Here is a 16969-nt window from a genome sequence, read left to right as displayed (position 1 = left end):
ACTGTTGACAGTTGACAGTTGACAGTTGACAGTTGACAGTTGACAGTTGACAGTTGACAGTTGACAGTTGACAGTTGACTATTAACTATTGTTTGTTAGAGTGGAGGTTCAAATTCAATGACAAAAGTTTGTTTTTTACCTGATAACGTGACAGTTGAAGCTGAACCAGGAGAGCTTTTGCTAGATGTAGCCAAACGTGCAGGGGTTTCTATTCCTACCGGCTGTCTCATGGGTTCTTGTCACGCTTGCGAAGTAGAAATTGATGGCGGAGATACGATTTGTGCTTGTATTTCCGGCATCCCTTACGGAAAAAAGCAAGTGACAATTAATCTGTATGTTGACCCGACTTGGTAATTGGTCAGTTGTCAGTTGGCAGTTGGCAGTTGGCAGTTGGCAGTTGGCAGTTGGCAGTAGTCATTAGTCAACAGTCAACAGTCAACAGTCAACAGTCATTAGTCAACAGTCAACAGTCATTAGTCAACAGCTAATTTTTTTGCCATTCTTGCTGTTTCTTGCGAGCAGATTGCAGCCATTTTTGAGATTCTGAATAAACAGTTGTTCCCGGTTTTACAGATTCTAATTTGTTGATAATTTCCTGCAAGTAACCGAGACCGTAACCGGGATTTTGACGGATAGAATTTAGGTTAGTTTGGAATTTAGCAAACAAGCTTTTAGCCTGATTAAAAGCTTCCACTGATTCTTGTTCATCTTTCAGTCTAATCTTGGCAGTACCTAAATTATTTTGATATTCAGCTAGTTTTGTTTGAGCATGAAGATAGCCCGGATTATCAAAGGCAATTAGGCTCAACCTCTCAATAGCTTGTTGCCATAAATATGCGATTTTTTGCCAAGTTTCTGCTGAATGAGGCGGTTTCTGGGATGCTACAGCGGCAGTTAATGCAAATTCTTTTGCTGCTTCGATTAAGTTGTCGGCACGCACCGATCCGGTGGCTACACCGCCCATTGCTTTAAAATCTCTCTCTGCTGCTTGGAGTTTCTGCTGAGCCGTTTCTCCCGCGAGGGTGTCGGCGGGAATTTGATTGAGTTGGTCGATCGCACTTTGCCAATTTACCGTCGCTTTTTGTCTATCCGCAGCGGTTTTGGCTTGCTGATACTGCTGTTTCGCCGCGTTGAGAGTTTGTTCGACTTGATTTAACTGAGTAAAAGCATTTTTTTGCTGGAAAATCTGAGCCTCCATCCGCCCGACATTTTTGCGGGCGGCTTGAAATTCATCGACTGTAAACCGCCAACGGCAGCCGAAAAAAGAGCAGTAGGTTTGTGGATAATAACCTAAAAACCAAACTGGCAAGGCGTCGAGGTGTTTTTGAGCCTCTTTTGCTTTAATTTCGCCCAAGTCAAAATCAGCGACAGCCGTGGCTTTATTCACCAGTTGATCGGATTGTTCCACAAGGGCGATCGCCTGCCGGTAATTGTGATCCATACTCATAAAACTCGGCAGCAACAATATCGGCATTGTTTTCGCCACGGGCCAGCGAATCATGGGAGAAGGTAGGTTAATCAGCCAAATTATCCCCGCAGCACTTCCCAGCAAACTCCCAGCAAAGATGATTTTACCGAACAATCCGGGCGGGCGGTTGGCTTTGACGGCAGCTTTGAGAGCTTGTTCGCTGAAGTTGGGAAATTCGTCTTTGAAGGTATCGCGGATTTCTTCTCTTGAGGCGAAAGTGCCGTTTTGCGATCGAAGTTTCTCCAACCGCTTGATTACCATCCGTCGGAACACATCACCGGCTAGACTATCAGCCGCCGCGCACTTGTCAACTTCTGCCCGCAAAATTTCAAAAGCTCGATCGGTAAGACGCGCCATAAAACTCACCTATTCCCTTTTAATTATTTTACAGGTTCCCCGTCAAAATAATTGTTAAAATATATAAAGTTTATATCAAATAATCCGAATTAATTTCATGCCGACTGCTTTAATCACTGGTGCTTCTGGCGGAATTGGTGCAGCCTTTGCCGCCGAATTAGCCAAACGCCAGCACAATCTAATTTTGGTAGCTCGTTCCGAAGACAAATTGCAACAGCTAGCTGCTCAACTGCAACAGGAATTCAATATTTTGGTCGAAATTATCGTTCAAGATTTGACCGCACCCGGAGCCACAACTGCTGTATTTGACGCGGTTGTTAAAAAAGGTTGGACGGTTGATTTGTTGGTGAACAATGCGGGTTTTGGGGATTACGGTGCTTTTGCCGATCGCCCGCTTGACAAACAACTAACAATGGTGCAACTAAATATTGTAGCATTAGTTGAACTCTCGCACTTATTTTTGCAGGCAATGCGGCAGCGAAAATCAGGAAGTATTATCAATGTTGCTTCCATCGCAGCTTTTCAACCGATGCCGTACTTGTCAATGTATGCAGCTACTAAAGCCTTTGTTTTGAGTTTCAGCGAGGCACTTTGGGCGGAAAACAAAGATTTAGGAATTGGCGTTTTATGCCTTTGTCCAGGGCCGACAGAATCGGACTTTTTTGCAGTAGCTGAATTTCCGAAAGCTATGGCATCCAGCAGCGGGCAAAAACTCGTTCCCGCAGCGGAAGTAGTGCGAGATGCTTTGAAAGCTTTAGAGAAAAATGAGTCTAATGTTGTGACAGGGGGAATTCCCAATCAAATCATCGCCAATCTGCCTCGATTGATGCCGCGAGAACTGTTGGTGAAGTCGGTAGAAAAGGTTTTTCGGGCGAAAGAGGAATAATCGCGATCGTTGACAATATAAATAAACCCGCCCCCACCCAAGGACAAACATTAGATCGCCCCTAACCCAAATTTTCCCAAAAGTTGATCGCACATTCGCGCCACCACAATCCCCGCCACCAAAATCCCCGACGCTACCCCACAAGTCCGCCGGGGGTTGAAACCCCCGTCTCATAGCGAAAGTCCTCTAAAAGAGGACTGAAAAGCACATTAAATAAACCATCGAGTATTTGTCACCATAATCGAGTATTTTTCACCATTCTTCAGTCGGTTTCAACCGACTTTAGCTATGAGACAGGGGTTTCAACCCCTGGCGGACTCGCGGACAAACAAACGAGCCCGTGGACAAACAAACGACCCCCCGGACAAACAAACAACCTCCCGGACAAACCATCGGCCCGACGAATAAAGAATAAATCCTCGTGGTGTTGCACATATTGTCGCCCAAATGCGAGAACCCTTACAAAAAACTGGGCTCCAAACAGATGTGTTTAACCAAGAATAAATTAATGGATCGCACAATCCAAAATCCTAAATCGCCATGAGTTCAGAACGCGAACAAGCCTATCTCAACCTGATAAATCAACTGCTAACCTGTCCCAGCGGCGAAGAAGCAGAGATATTGAAAACTCACCCGGAATTGCTGGATAATGGCTTGGTGGCGGTAATGCTAGAAGAGGCCGAGCGTCTTAGAGAATTTGGCGAACTAAATAATGCTAATTGGTTGATGAATTGGGCCGGGATACTGCTTGGGATGAATGAAAGTACCTCAGTGGCAGTCACCCGAAAAGCGGAAGCAGACAGACTGTTAGAACAAGGAATTCAGCAGTTTAACATCAGTCAATTTGGAGAAGCTTTGCAGTCTTGGGAACAGGCATTAACTATCTATCGGGAAATCGAATATCGCCAAGGAGAAGCTAATTCCCTCGGCAATTTGGGCACTGCTTACTATTCCCTAGGGCAATACCAGAAGGCGATCGCATTTCACAAACAGCATTTAAAGATTTCACGGGAAATCGGAGATCGCCAAGGAGAAGCTAATTCCCTCGGCAATTTGGGTAATGCTTACGATTCCCTAGGGCAATACCAGAGGGCGATCGCATTTCACGAACAGTCTTTAGAGATTTCACGGGAAATCGGAGATCGCCAAGGAGAAGCTCATTCCCTCGGCAATTTGGGCAATGCTTACGATTCCCTAGGGCAATTCCACAGGGCGATCGAATTTCACCAACAGTGTTTAAAGATTTCACGGGAAATCGGAGATCGCCAAGGAGAAGCTAATTCCCTCGGCAATTTGGGCAATGCTTACACATCCCTAGGGCAATACCACAGGGCGATCGAATTTCACGAACAGTATTTAGAGATTTCACGGGAAATCCGATATCGCCAAGGAGAAGCTATTTCCTTGGGCAATTTGGGCTCAGCTTACAAATCCCTAGGGCAATTCCACAGGGCGCTCGAATTTCACCAACAGTGTTTAGAGAGTTCACGGGAAATCGGAGATCGCCAAGGAGAAGCTGGTTCCCTCGGCAATTTGGGCAATGCTTACAATTCCCTAGGACAATTCGACAGGGCAATCGCATTGCACGAACAGTCTTTAGAGATTTCCGGGGAAATCGGAGATCGCCAAGGAGAAGCTATTTCCCTCGGCAGTTTGGGCAATGCTTACAAATCCCTAGGGCAATACCCGACGGCGATCGCATTTCACGAACAGTCTTTAGAGATTGAACGGGAAATCGGAGATCGCAAAGGAGAAGCTATTTCCTTGGGCAATTTGGGCTTAGCTTACCAATTCCTAGGGCAATACCACAGGGCGATCGAATTTCACCAACAGTGTTTAGAGATTTCACGGGAAATCGGAAATCGCCAAGGAGAAGCTATTTCCCTCGGCAATTTGGGCTTAGCTTACCAATTCCTAGGGCAATACCACAGGGCGATCGAGTTTCTTGCACAGTCTTTAGAGATTAAACGGGAAATCGGAGATCGCGTGGCAGAATCTCTTGTTTTAAACAATATAGGAGGTACTTTACTTAAAATCAACCTACTCACAGAAGCTGAAAAAGCACTCCGTGCCTCGATCGCAATTCATGAAACTCTGTGTTCTGAATTAGTAAGTAATGACCACAAAGTCTCAATCTTTGAAAACCAAATATCTACCTATCGCCTTCTGCAACAAGTCCTAGTCGCCCAAACTAGATTTGATGAAGCCTTAGAAATATCTGAAAGGGGTCGTACCCGTGCCTTCGTCGAGTTATTGCAGCAAACCTTATTAACAACCCCCCCTCAGTCCCCCCAATCTCTCCCTCTTAACCCCCCAGGGTTTGTGGGGGTATTAACAGACTTCTCTCAATCTCCCCTTTTAGCATTGTGGAATAAACTGTTTCCTAGGTTGTTTGGGGAGGTATCAGCAAACTCCTCTAACTTCTCCCCTAGCAAGGGGGGGTTGGGGGGGTTATCAATTCCCCAAATCCAACAAATCGCCCGCGACAGAAACTCCACAATAGTTGAATATTCGATTGTCTATCCAGAAATTTACATCTGGGTAATCCAACCAAACGGCCACATCACCCATCGCGCCGCCAGCCTCGAACCCCTCAACCAACAAAACCAAACCCTCAAACAAATCATCCTCCAAACCCGCGTCTCCATCGGCACCGATGAAACCGACGACGCAGGCAAAAAAATTCAGCTAGAATCCCAGTACAATCGAGACGAAACAGGCGGCTTTCCCCTATTGCAACTCCTCCATCAAATCCTGATCGAACCCATCATCGACTTGCTACCCACCGATGTTAATTCCCCCATCATCTTCGTCCCCCACTACGACTTATTTTTAGTTCCTTTCGCCGCCTTGCAAGATAGCAACAACCGCTACCTAATCGAAAATCATACCATCCTCACCAGCCCATCCATCCAAGTATTAGAAATCACCCGCGAACATCAAAACCGAGTGCGAGGATTGAAACAAGCCGCCCTAATTGTCGGCGATCCAACTATCGCCGCCAAATTCAAAGAAAAGCCCTACGAACTCAAACAACTGTCCAGGGCAAAAGAAGCCGCCGAAGCCATCGCCGCAACTTTAGGAACCCAAGCAATTAGCGGAGAAAATGCCACAAAAATCGCCATTTTAGACAAGATGCTAAACACGCGCATCGTCCATTTATCCGCCCACGGACTCCTCGACGATTTCCAAGGTTCCGGCATTCCCGGCGCGATTATTTTAGCACCATCAGCAGACACCGACGACGGCGCACTTATAGCCGCAGAAATCCTGCAATTAAGACTCGATTCCGAACTGGTTGTTTTAAGCGCGTGCAGCACCGGGCGCGGTACAATCACGGGAGATGGAGTCATCGGATTGTCGCGCTGCTTCATCGTCGCCGGAGTCCCCAGCATCATCGTTTCCCTGTGGAATATGGGAGCGAATTCAGCCAAATTACTAATGACTGAATTCTACCAAAATTTAGCACGGGGCGACAATCGAGCAGCCGCCTTGCGGTGTGCTATGCTAACCACAAAAGAGCGATTTCCGAGTCCCATAGCTTGGGCTGCATTTACCTTAATTGGCGAAACCGAAACTTTACCGCTATCAACTCAAAAGAGTAATTTAAGGAGATTAGTAATGTCACTTCCCGATGAGGCCACACCCGAAGAAATTGTGGCGGCTTTTAGTAAGTTATTGAAAATATCCGATCCGAAGCTATTTGTCGATCACTTATCAGCGCTTGATGATTCTGTGACAGATAATGTGAATATTATCGCTCAAACAATCAAGGATTGGTGCGAAAGCAGGCCTCAAATTGAAGAGAATTTAGAGAACGAAATTTATCACGCGGGTGCGGGTGGGACTGATAGCGATGCACCGGAGGAAATTGTGAGGGAGTTTTACGAAACGCTCAAGGAAAATAAGATTCGATTGGGTTTGTCTGTGTCATCTGCACCGCCTACACCGCCAACAAATAATCCAGAAACACCTTCCTAGAAGACAAACCCTAAAAATCTTGTGGGCTGGGCATCTTGCCCGCCCCAAATATCTGATAGAAATACTCGAAAACATCTCAAAAACTTGATTATGAGCCAAGAATGGCAAATTAAAAATTCCAGCATTACCCTCTATCCTTTCCACCTGCGGGATGATAGCGACGCAGGCTACGGACAAGTAGCCCGAAATGCTCAATCCTTGTGGGAAAATCTAGCAGATAATGTCGGCAAAGAATTTAACATCAACGAACTAAAATCCCTCAGAGACAAGCTAACTTGCTACAAAAACGGACAGTACGAACCAGACGATAAACAGGAAAATCAGAATAACGGCAAATTACTAAAGCCCGATGGAAAAACTCTTAATTTTCAGCAAATAACTCAGCCAGATAACCAGAAACTTGATGGTTCTATCTATGCCCTACGAATTCACGACACTTACACCGCAGACTTGACATTTTACTATAAAAATGTCACAATGAAAGTAGCGGACTTAACTCGATTAAATCCCCAAGGTTGCTTGTTGCCAAATGCAATTAAACCCTCTCTGGGACAAACCTTATTATTATACGCCGAACCAGCAGTTTATGATACTTACCGCAAACTAGCTGACGAATCGGTTAAAGCTTTTGTACAAGATAAAGAGCAACCATTAGTAGAGTTTCGCGCCGAAGGAAAGTTATTCGGCAGTCCGATTTTTGAGTATGATAGCCGCCAAGATGATGCGCGTCAGCGATGTCACTTTCTAGTATGGTTGCAAGAGAATCCCCAAACTTTGAAATTCGTAACGCTGGCGTTTAATTCTAACTTGATGAATCTGCTGTGTTCTCGCGCTAAAATTGTATTTGTGTATGGCGAAGCTAGGAAAAAGTATCGCCAAGCACAGCAAATAGTCAGCGAGTTAGAAAAGAAGCTTCCCGAATTCAGTCAAATAGAAAGCGAACAAGATAGACAAGTTAAGTTGCAGAAGTTAAAGCAATTTCTGGCTGAAGTCCGCACAAAAATGTTTGATTGTGCTCAGCAAGTGCGGTATTTGAAAGAAGACAAAAATACTATTGACACTAATGCTGAAAATTATGGTAATGCCTTGACAAAAATTAAAAGTTTGTGCATCCCCGGCGACAATCTGGATTTCTTGCAGAAGTTTCTAGATTTAGCTGAGGATAAGTATCAGCGGCAAATTGAAATCGATTTAAACTACCTGATTGCTAGTCAAGAGTTGTTCCAGCAGTCGATATCCACTGTGCGCGGGATGGTGGAAATTGAACAAGTAGAATTGGACAGGGAACAGGAAGACGGGGAGAAAAAGCGCGATCGCCAGCTTGAGAATATCATCTTTTTTGTCGGAACTGCGATCGGCGGCGGACAAATCTTTTCCGCCGCCTATCCTCTAATCAAGGATACACCGATTCAATGGCAACTCGATTTTTCTCTACCGCTGCATCCCTTTGCTGCGACAATTATCTGGAGTCTGCTGTTTGGCTTACTATTTGGCTTATTAATGCTGGGTATCGCCGTTTTGGTAAGGAAAACTTTTCCCCGATAATTTGGATTTATGACTTATATCATGTCCGATCGATTGACCGCGATTAAAGGCCGGGGCGGGTTTACAGATTTTCCCGTTTCTATTCAATATCTTGGTGAACCCGCCCCTACAGGAATCATGGTTAATTGACCGGACATGATATTACGCATAAAACCAAAGAAACCGGGTTTTTCGGGGTTTTTGGGTGGTATAACTTATATGTTGCAGCATTCTTAAGAACAGGCAAGATGCCTGTTCCACAAAGAGTCAATTTTTTGGGGGGAGTAGGGGTTGGGCATCTTCGCCTCAGCATTCTTAAGAACAGGCAAGATGCCTGTTCCACAAGCCGAAGATGCCGCCCATAAATTACAAATATCGAGTTAACTGGACTCGATAGCGTTCCTTCTTAGTAACAGCAACTTCCCCAATTTCCAATCTTCCCTTGCCCGTAACAGCAATTAAATCTCCCGACTTGACATTATAACTAGCTTGAGTAACGTCTTTCCAGTTAACTCGCACGTCACCGCTGCCAATTAAATCGGCCATTTTGCTGCGAGACATTGCGAATCCAGCCGAGGCGACAGCATCCAATCTCATGGATGCTTCAACAGTTGTCATTTCTTTCTTTTTGGGTTCTCTAATTTTGAGTTCGCTCAACTCAATGCGCCGCGTTTGCACAGGAACCGATCGCACTTGCTGCAAACTCATCTCCAAATACTCTACCATCTCGGGCATGACAATCGCTTGGGCGCCGCGTTCACCCAAAACAATCACATCGCCCGTTTTCTCGCGGACAATTCCCGTACCCAACATCGCCCCCAAAAAGTCGCGGTGAGAAGCTGTATCGAACAAGAAATTACCAGCGATTTCTACCGCAGCAATGCTAACGCTAGCAGAGTCGATCGGGATATCCGATCGCGCGATCGCAATTCTTTGTCTTTCAGCTTGCGGGTAGCCGCCCCAAGCCACTAATTCCACATCAGTTAAGCGCTTAAATACCGTCAGAGTGTCCGCCAATTCTGGAGGCGACAGAAAATCACTCTGAGTAACTTCCCAAGTTTTAATTGCTTGTTCTGCTTGGTCGATCGCCCGCGCCACACATTCGCGGTTTTCAATGCCTTTTAACAGTTCTTCTCTTTGTAACATCAGTTAATGCTAGATTCTAATTTGAAATTGCCAAAGTTTGCTGTAACTAAAAAGTCTACTTTTTTAACAGTCGCACTACTTTAATTATAGTCTAAAATCATCAAATAACGATCGTATGATTTTAGTTGCTGGTAAAGCTGATATGATGAGTACGATTATTGTACCAAATCTATGAAGTCTTCGAGTTTAAGTTTTTGCAAGAGCTCGATCGAGTATGGCAGCAAAATTGTCCACCCAACTACTTATTCTTCTTCACCCGCAAATACAGTTCTTCCATCGCATCAATAAACGAACCATCCTTGTGCCAAAACTGTGGAAAATCTCCCTGTTTCTTCACCACGATCGCACTTACGCCACTCTGTACCCCCACATCAATCGTCTGCGGTAATCGCTTCGCACCGTGCCAAAACTCTTTCAGGCTGACCGTTTGCGCCTCACTGGCTATCGCCCGCGTGTAATAGGAATCCACCGCCACAGGGGCCGCTGCATCAGCCGTTAACTCTGCAGAAAGCGCCAAGCCCAAAGGCGTTTTTGCTAATTCGCGGTGCAGCACTTCCTTAGAAAGCCCCCGTAATTCAAACAGTAAAAATGGATCTTTGTCCAATTCAGCCGCCACCAAATAATAAACTCCGGCAATATGTTTGCAGGGATTGCTATAGTCTGGGCAAGAGCAAGTAGTCTTAAAGTCCTCGCGGCTGCTGGGTAAAAGGTGCAATCCGAGGGGTGAGAAAGCATTTTCAATATTGTCGGGCATTTCGTTGAGCAGCAGCCGAGAAATGAAGCTGGCTTTTGATGCCATTTGGGCGATCGCCACTTTCCACTTTGCCTGACTAATTGGCTCAAACTCAATTTGAGTTGTGTACAGAGGCTCCTTATAAACCCCAAAATAAGGATTAACCGAGCCTCTCACCTGTGCCATCACTAACCCATCATTCATGCCAAAGCTTTTTACCTTGCCGTTTCGTGCATAGGCACGTCCCCGCCCGAGTCGCCCAGAATCAGTAAATCTTTCTAACGCATCGATAAATTTATTGCCCCACCAAGTCCGAGTAAATTGTGACATAAGCTGTTCTGCATTTAAATTGTATATTTCGATGACAATCAAAAATCCTCTCCCTCTCTCCCCCTCTCCCCCTCTCCCTCTCTTATGTTGTTTCTCCTAATCTAAAACCGCATTTTTATTGAGCCTAATTAATTTCTTAAATGCCTCATTATCCAACTCAGTCAACCACGATTCATCAGCACCAATAATTGACCCTGCCAATTTCTTTTTATCCTCAATCATTTGGTCAATTTTTTCCTCCAACGTGCCAATTGCTACAAACTTATGCACAAACACATTTTTTTCCTGTCCGATCCGAAACGCCCGATCCGTCGCCTGATCTTCCACTGCCGGATTCCACCAGCGATCGAAATGGAACACGTGATTGGCTTTTGTCAGCGTAATTCCCACGCCGCCCGCCTTCAGTGACAGAATAAATACCGAAGGTTCAGACTCTGGATCTTGAAACTCTGAAATCATCCGTTCCCGTTTTTCGCGACTGGTTCCCCCGTGAATGTAGTAAGTGTTGTAATGTAGCGTTTGTTTAATATATTTTTCCAACGCGCTTCCCAGTTCTGTAAACTGCGTAAATACCAATAAACTTTCGCCTTCTGCTTTGACTTCCTCAATCATCTCGATCAGCCGTTCCAGTTTGTGCGATCGCTCTGGTGTAAACTCACTTTCATCCTGCAAAAACTGGCGCGGATGATTACAAATTTGCTTCAGCTTCAGCAGTGTTGCCAAAATCATCCCCTTGCGCTTCATCCCTTCCGTCGCATCAATTTCTTGTTCTACCTCTTTCACAATCGCTTCATAAAGCGAAGCTTGCTCGCGGGTGAGATTGCAGTAGAGCTTTTGCTCAACTTTGTCGGGGAGATCCTGAATAATCGACTTATCGGTTTTCAGACGGCGCAGGATAAAAGGTTCTACTAATTTTTTGAGCGCGGCTGATTGTATGCGACTCCCATGTTTTTGAATCGGTAATTCAAACATTTTCCGAAACTGTGCCTCTTTTCCCAAATATCCGGGATTGAGGAAATTAAAAATTGACCATAAATCCAACAATCGATTTTCCACTGGTGTTCCAGTCAATGCTAGTCGATGGGTAGCCGGTAACTTTAAAATCGCCTTGGTTTGCGCCGCTTTGGGATTTTTAATATTCTGGGCTTCATCAATTACCACGCGATGCCACGCTACGCTGCTCAACAGCTTCTCATCTTTTCGCACCAAGGTAAAGGAAGTAATCAACATATCGCAACCTTGGACGGCGGCTTTAAATGCTTTGGCATCTTGCAAACGTTGAGGGCCGTGGTGAATCAGCGATCGCAATTCTGGAGCAAATTTTTCCATTTCCTTTTGCCAGTTACCAACTACGGATGTGGGCGCAATTAGCAGCGTGGGTAGAACCGAAGGTGCGATCGCTTTTTCTGTCTCTTTTGTAGTAGATAAAACTTCCCGCTCTTGCAATAATCGAGCAATTACCTGCGCCGATTTACCCAAACCCATATCATCTGCAAGACAGCCATTTAATCCCAAACTTTCCAAATAACTCAACCAAGAAACGCCGCGCTTTTGGTAATCCCGTAACTTGCCCTGAAACTTTGCTGGATCTGCAATTAACTCTAACCGACTCTTATCGTTCAGCTTCTCCAACATATCCGATAACGCCCGATCGCGCTCAACCTCCAACTGTTCGCTCGCTTCTCCTTCTGCCGTCAACTTCATGAAGTCAATCAGGCTTAAATCTGGGTTTTCTTCGCGATGTTTTTGCCAAAAATTTAGCATCTCCTGCATCTTGTCTTTGTCCAGTTCCATCCATTGTCCTCGGAACTGCACCAGCGGTGTTTTGCTATTTACTAATGCCTGCCATTCTTGTTCGCTAACCCGTTCACCCCCGATCGCCAATTCATATTGATATTCCACCAAGGAATCCGCCGAAAACAATCCTTTGCCCTTGATTGCAGCGCTCTTGCTGCCCTTCCCTTTGACTTGCAGGCGAATCTTCGCCCGTTGTCGCCCCTTCGGCGTCCACCAAGCGGGGACAATCACTTTGTATCCGGCATCTTCTAATACCCAAGCGGACTCGCTGAGAAAGGTGAAAGCATCATCTAAGCTGAGGGTAATGTTAACTGGTTTGTCGGTTTCTAGCCCTTGCCAAAGTTGGGGATAAATGCGGGCAGCGTAGCCGAGATTTGTCAGCAAATGTTGCTCAAAGTTGTCTCCAAATTGTGTTTGCAACTGTTTTTGTTGAGTCGATCGCGATCGCCAATAATCCTGCAACGGCATCCGCAGAGATGGGTCTTTTTTCGCAGCCACCTGAAACTCTAAAACCCAAGGTTGTTCGGGGTTTTCGGGGGATTGTAGTTGAAAGCAGAGGGAGAATGAGTCAGCAGATTGATTGCGCGTAATGCGATCGCGCCAGGTTTGCCATTGCCGGTATTGATCGAGGCTTACTTGTGCGATTTTTCGTGTTTGGTTGAGGCAGATTTGGAGTAAAGAATCCGCAATCTTATTTTCAAACGATGCTGGGATGGGGGTTTGAGTGACAATTTCCACGATCGCACACTCGGAAAAATGCCGCAGCAACCGTTCGCGATCGTAGAACTTTGGTGTATCTTGTAGCTGGATCTTCCGAAAACCGGACACACAAACTAAAGGCATCCATTCAACATAGCGTTGTAAATCAGTTTCGTACTGTGTGGAAACAATTTCCCATCCCGGATAAATCTCAAAGCTGGGTGCAATTTGGGCAGGTGTTTTGGGAGTTTTTGCAGTTGTTTTGGTTTTTGTCTCGCCCGCTTTCTTACGCCCGCGCGTGGCTTTCTCAGCGGGTTCGGATGTTTCGATGGGTGCGATCGCGATCGGAGCAGTTTCTCGATAGCGCAACGCCGGAATATAATGATCTTTCAGAACAATTTGCTTAAAATTTTGGGTGTAGTGATACCAAAATAGCAAGTCTGAACCAAACTGAACTTCTGCTACATCGTAGAGGGCAAAAAAATGCAGATCGTTCAATACTTTAGTCAAAGTGTGGGTGGCGATGGACACACAATCAACTTGCCAATACTCCAACTCAAATGTTTCGGGTAACTCTGTCTCTAAATATCGCGCTAGTTCTAAAGAGGGCAACGGCTGATTGTCAGCAGTGGGCAGTAAAAAATACCGAGGGACGATCGCGTATTCTCGCCCCATCGCACTTGTATTGCTGACTGCTGACAGTTGAATCCCGGCTTCTTTCGTTAGAAACTCTCTTAACTGTGCCGTCTCCAATTGTCGGGGATGAACCTTAGCAGGCTGTTTTTTCTTTTGAGTGGTTTCAACCCAAAGACAAAAAGTTCCACCTTGAACAAAACTCTCTTCTGTTTGAGGAATCCAAGTCCCGTGGAGGATTTTCATAGGTTATACCATCAATTAGCGGGAAAAGATAAGACGGCGGTTGAAAGAGACTGTTGGCGAATTCGCTGGTGGTGTTACCCATCACCTCTAGGAGGCAGTATTTCCGTTCACTATTGGTAGTTAATGGCTATATGGTCAATTAGACATTTAGTCTAGAACCACTATAGCAATCCTCGCATCAGTTTCAATAACTGGTTAACTTCCAAGCTTTGCCTGGGAACCGATGTAAGCGAGGCTCTGCCTCGGCCCAGACTATGGAGGCAGAGCCTCCGGATATGCGTTACCAGGAAGAGCCTGGTAACGAGTATAATCATTTAGGATTGCTATATTTTTAGGGGTGAGGGGTGAAGCCCTTTATTCATTCGCCAACAGTCTCTAATAATCAATCCTCCACTAGCAGTCCGCTCAAATCTCAAATCCCGGTTGTCAATACACAACTGAAAAAACTGCTCGTCGGTTAATTCCAGCGTTAATTCTAGGGGAGAATGTAGGGGGATAGTTTGTGATTCCATAACTGCCTCCAAATATTACACGAGTTGAATGTCAACAGTCAACAGTCAACTGCTGCGACAAAGTAAATTATTTCTAGTAAATTCCCGGAATAACCTTGTAAAACAGGATAACATAGGAGATGCAAGCAAAAAACAAACAGCATGACTCGCTTGAGTCACCCCCAGAGAAGCCTGCAAACTCCTCTCGGTTTCCGAAAAAACCCTTAGAAACTGGGACGAAGCGGGAAAAATCAAGACAATTAGAACTCCTACTAACCAGCGGCGTTACGACATTGACTCAGTGTTCAGTGACGGACTCGAACCAAGAATTACCGCCCTCTACTGTCGAGTTAGCAGCGCCAAACAAAAAGAAGACCTCAACCGACAAATTAGCTACCTCCAAGGAATCTACCCGCAAGGCCAAGTCTTCAAAGATATCGGCGGAGGACTCAATTTTAAAAGAAAAAGTCTTCTTGCCCTTTTGGGACAAGTCATGTCAGGAACTGTCAGCCAAATTGTGGTCTGCCACCTTGACCGACTCGCAAGGTTTGGTTGTGACCTCATCAGATGGGTATGCGAGCAAAACGATTGCAAACTCGTGGTTCTCGGTCGAACAGAGTTATCTCCAGAAAGAGAAATGGTTGAAGATATCCTTGCCATCATCCACGTATTCAGTTGTCGGCTCTACGGACTCGGAAAATACAAATCTACTATCAAAGAAGATCCGAGTTTACCCGGAAACGAAATTAGCAGCAACTTGGAGAACTTGGATAGCTGCTAGTCGGTGGTGCTACAACCAAGCGATTGCTATTCTAAAAACCCAAAGAATCGGTAAATACGATCTGCGAAAGCAGATTATGGATGGCGCACCGGACTGGGTAAAACAACAACCTTACAATCCCAGGCAGTTAGCAATTTTTCAAGCGTTTGAAGCTTATAAAGCCGCAAAGAAGTCGGGAGGCTTAGCCAAATTTAGAACGTGTCGCGATACTTCTCAAACGATTAGGTTCCAAGTCGATAACTGGAAATCCTGTATATTCTATCCCCAAGCAACCAAAAGTTTAAGTTTTAAGTCGGCAGAACCAATACTGGAAGTTATGCAGCATGAACCGAGCCTCAGTCTCATTAACGGTCAGTGGTTCATCAGTTATGCGGTTGATGAAACTAAGCCTGTCGCTACCGACTCAAAGTTAGCTGTAGCGCTTGACCCTGGAGTGAGAACTTTCATGACTGGGTTTGACGGACAAGAAGTTTTAGAAATAGGCAAATACGATATTGGCCGCGTTTACCGCCTTGCCAGCCATTTAGATAAATTGATGAGTCGAATCGGTCAAAATAAGGGTAGGAGTTTTAAGCGACTTCGGTATCGATTGAGAAAAGCTGCATCTAAGATCAGAATCAAAATCAAAAATTTAGTTTCTGAACTCCACAAAAAAACGGCAAAATACTTGTGCGACAAGTATCAGGCAATCTTTCTTCCCACTTTCGAGACACAGCAAATGGTAAAGAAAGGTAAGCGTCGCCTTGCCACCAAAACAGCGAGAGCGATGGTTACACTCTCGCATTACAAGTTCAAAAAAACGTTGAAGCATCAAGCAGCTAAACACGGCTGTGTTGTAGTAGACGTAACAGAAGAGTACACATCTAAGACCTGTTCAAAATGCGGTCACATTCATACAAAATTAGGAGGTAGCAAGCATTTTGCTTGCCCCTCCTGCGGTCACAAACTAGATCGGGACGCCAATGGCGCTTTTAATATTTTGTTAAAAGCTTTGAGAGATACCTCTTTGACTGGAATTCTTGCTGATTTCCAAGTCCTACCATACTCAGCAATCCCGGACTTCCGGGAATTGCCGGGTTAAATGTATCTGTTAACAAACAAATAACTAAGTCTCTGTATAACCTTGGATATTTTCCGGTTCAAACTGCTGCAAAATCTTCGCAGCTTTCCCAGTCAAATCATCAGTACCCTTAACCGCAATCAAAAATTTACCCGCATTCAAACGGTTGCGGTAGGGCAAAGCATCGCCACTACCAAAAGCCATACCGCCCGCGCCTCCAACAAAAACACTGCCCATCGCAGCGGCGATCGCACCGAGTACACCGCCGATCGCGTGATCGCCAATTTCCCCCGCCCAGGCAAAAGTCTTCAACTCAGTAATCAAGCTGAAAGTAACCCCAGCAATAAAGCCAAAGGGAATCAGCCAAATAGCCATGAGTTTAGCTTGTTTCTTCGCTTGCTGGTTCGGGTCGATCAAGCCAAATTCATCAGCAGTTTTGTAGCCGCGGCCCAAAATACTCACTTGCTTCATAGGCAAGCCTTCTTTTTCGAGAGCACAGTAGGCAGCTTCGGCTTGAATTCGATCGGGCAGTACGGCGATAAGATAATTCATTAGAAAACAATTCCTGATAGTTAGGCTGAAATAGCCAAAGTCTATTATAGACCGAAAAGACATACTAGCTAAGCACTTGGGGGATTTTCAGACGGTCAGAGAGTCTGATCGCCCGCAAAGCTAAAATATTTCATGCAAAAAACGGCCGACCTTGACCGAATACAGATACAATTCAAACTGCACAAAGGCAAGCTTGAGCTGAGCTGTTAGATACTGCTCTAAGTCTAAGTCTCAACTTTGAGCTCGCCAACGCTCGGTCTATTTTTACTATTGCACTCAATTGCT

General features: G+C 45.3%; 11 protein-coding genes and 2 pseudogenes. 7 read left to right on the top strand and 6 right to left on the bottom strand.

Features of this window, described 5'->3' with window-relative positions; genetic code table 11:
- Positions 1-117 precede the first annotated feature (117 nt).
- Both QT990_RS02920 and QT990_RS02915 read left to right on the top strand, forming a co-directional pair.
- Entirely contained in the window at positions 118-354 is a 237-nt protein-coding gene (locus QT990_RS02920) for a 2Fe-2S iron-sulfur cluster binding domain-containing protein (RefSeq protein WP_333098507.1), read from the top strand.
- Between the two features lie 8 nt (positions 355-362).
- Positions 363-488, top strand: coding sequence for a hypothetical protein (locus QT990_RS02915; RefSeq protein WP_333141068.1), 126 nt, complete (start codon positions 363-365; stop codon positions 486-488).
- Here QT990_RS02915 and QT990_RS02910 read toward each other — a convergent pair.
- A complete protein-coding gene (locus tag QT990_RS02910) occupies positions 485-1825 on the bottom strand; it encodes a hypothetical protein (protein ID WP_333141070.1) in 1341 nt (446 codons plus the stop codon). The two genes, QT990_RS02915 and QT990_RS02910, sit on opposite strands and share 4 nt — an antisense overlap.
- A gap of 97 nt (positions 1826-1922) precedes the next feature.
- On the opposite strand from QT990_RS02910, the gene QT990_RS02905 reads away from it, so the two are divergent.
- From QT990_RS02905 to QT990_RS02895, 3 genes are all read left to right on the top strand, one after another.
- Entirely contained in the window at positions 1923-2711 is a 789-nt protein-coding gene (locus tag QT990_RS02905) for an SDR family oxidoreductase (RefSeq protein ID WP_333141071.1), read from the top strand.
- A gap of 540 nt (positions 2712-3251) precedes the next feature.
- On the top strand, positions 3252-6692 hold the full coding sequence (locus tag QT990_RS02900) for a tetratricopeptide repeat protein (RefSeq protein ID WP_333464898.1): 3441 nt from the start codon (positions 3252-3254) through the stop codon (positions 6690-6692).
- A 90-nt stretch (positions 6693-6782) separates the two neighbouring features.
- The gene (locus tag QT990_RS02895; RefSeq protein WP_333141077.1) at positions 6783-8237 is read left to right on the top strand and encodes a hypothetical protein; all 1455 of its coding nucleotides are present in this window, start codon (positions 6783-6785) and stop codon (positions 8235-8237) included.
- 345 nt (positions 8238-8582) lie between these two features.
- On the opposite strand, the gene QT990_RS02890 is transcribed toward QT990_RS02895, so the two are convergent.
- The 4 genes and pseudogenes from QT990_RS02890 to QT990_RS02875 form a co-directional block, all read right to left on the bottom strand.
- Positions 8583-9362, bottom strand: coding sequence for a photosystem II S4 domain protein (locus QT990_RS02890; protein WP_333307481.1), 780 nt, complete (start codon positions 9360-9362; stop codon positions 8583-8585).
- Between the two features lie 238 nt (positions 9363-9600).
- Entirely contained in the window at positions 9601-10425 is an 825-nt protein-coding gene (locus QT990_RS02885; RefSeq protein ID WP_333464897.1) for an SWIM zinc finger family protein, read from the bottom strand.
- Between the two features lie 96 nt (positions 10426-10521).
- On the bottom strand, positions 10522-13800 hold the full coding sequence (locus tag QT990_RS02880; protein ID WP_333464896.1) for a DEAD/DEAH box helicase: 3279 nt from the start codon (positions 13798-13800) through the stop codon (positions 10522-10524).
- Between the two features lie 377 nt (positions 13801-14177).
- Positions 14178-14312: pseudogene (locus QT990_RS02875) on the bottom strand (Uma2 family endonuclease); the annotation flags it as partial.
- Positions 14313-14466: 154 nt separating this feature from the next.
- On the opposite strand from QT990_RS02875, the pseudogene QT990_RS02870 reads away from it, so the two are divergent.
- Both QT990_RS02870 and QT990_RS02865 read left to right on the top strand, forming a co-directional pair.
- Positions 14467-15072 (top strand): annotated as a pseudogene (locus QT990_RS02870) (IS607 family transposase); the annotation flags it as partial.
- Entirely contained in the window at positions 15014-16153 is a 1140-nt protein-coding gene (locus tag QT990_RS02865; protein ID WP_333141150.1) for a transposase, read from the top strand. The pseudogene QT990_RS02870 and the gene QT990_RS02865, both read left to right, overlap by 59 nt.
- Before the next feature lie 24 nt (positions 16154-16177).
- Here the strand turns inward: QT990_RS02865 and QT990_RS02860 are convergent, their stop codons facing one another.
- A complete protein-coding gene (locus tag QT990_RS02860; protein WP_333105187.1) occupies positions 16178-16684 on the bottom strand; it encodes a hypothetical protein in 507 nt (168 codons plus the stop codon).
- Between the last annotated feature and the right edge of the window lie 285 nt (positions 16685-16969).

Origin of the sequence: Microcoleus sp. T3_B1 (assembly GCF_036700445.1) — a bacterium.
Lineage (GTDB): Bacteria > Cyanobacteriota > Cyanobacteriia > Cyanobacteriales > Microcoleaceae > Microcoleus.
This window is presented reverse-complemented; position numbering and strand designations above follow the sequence as displayed.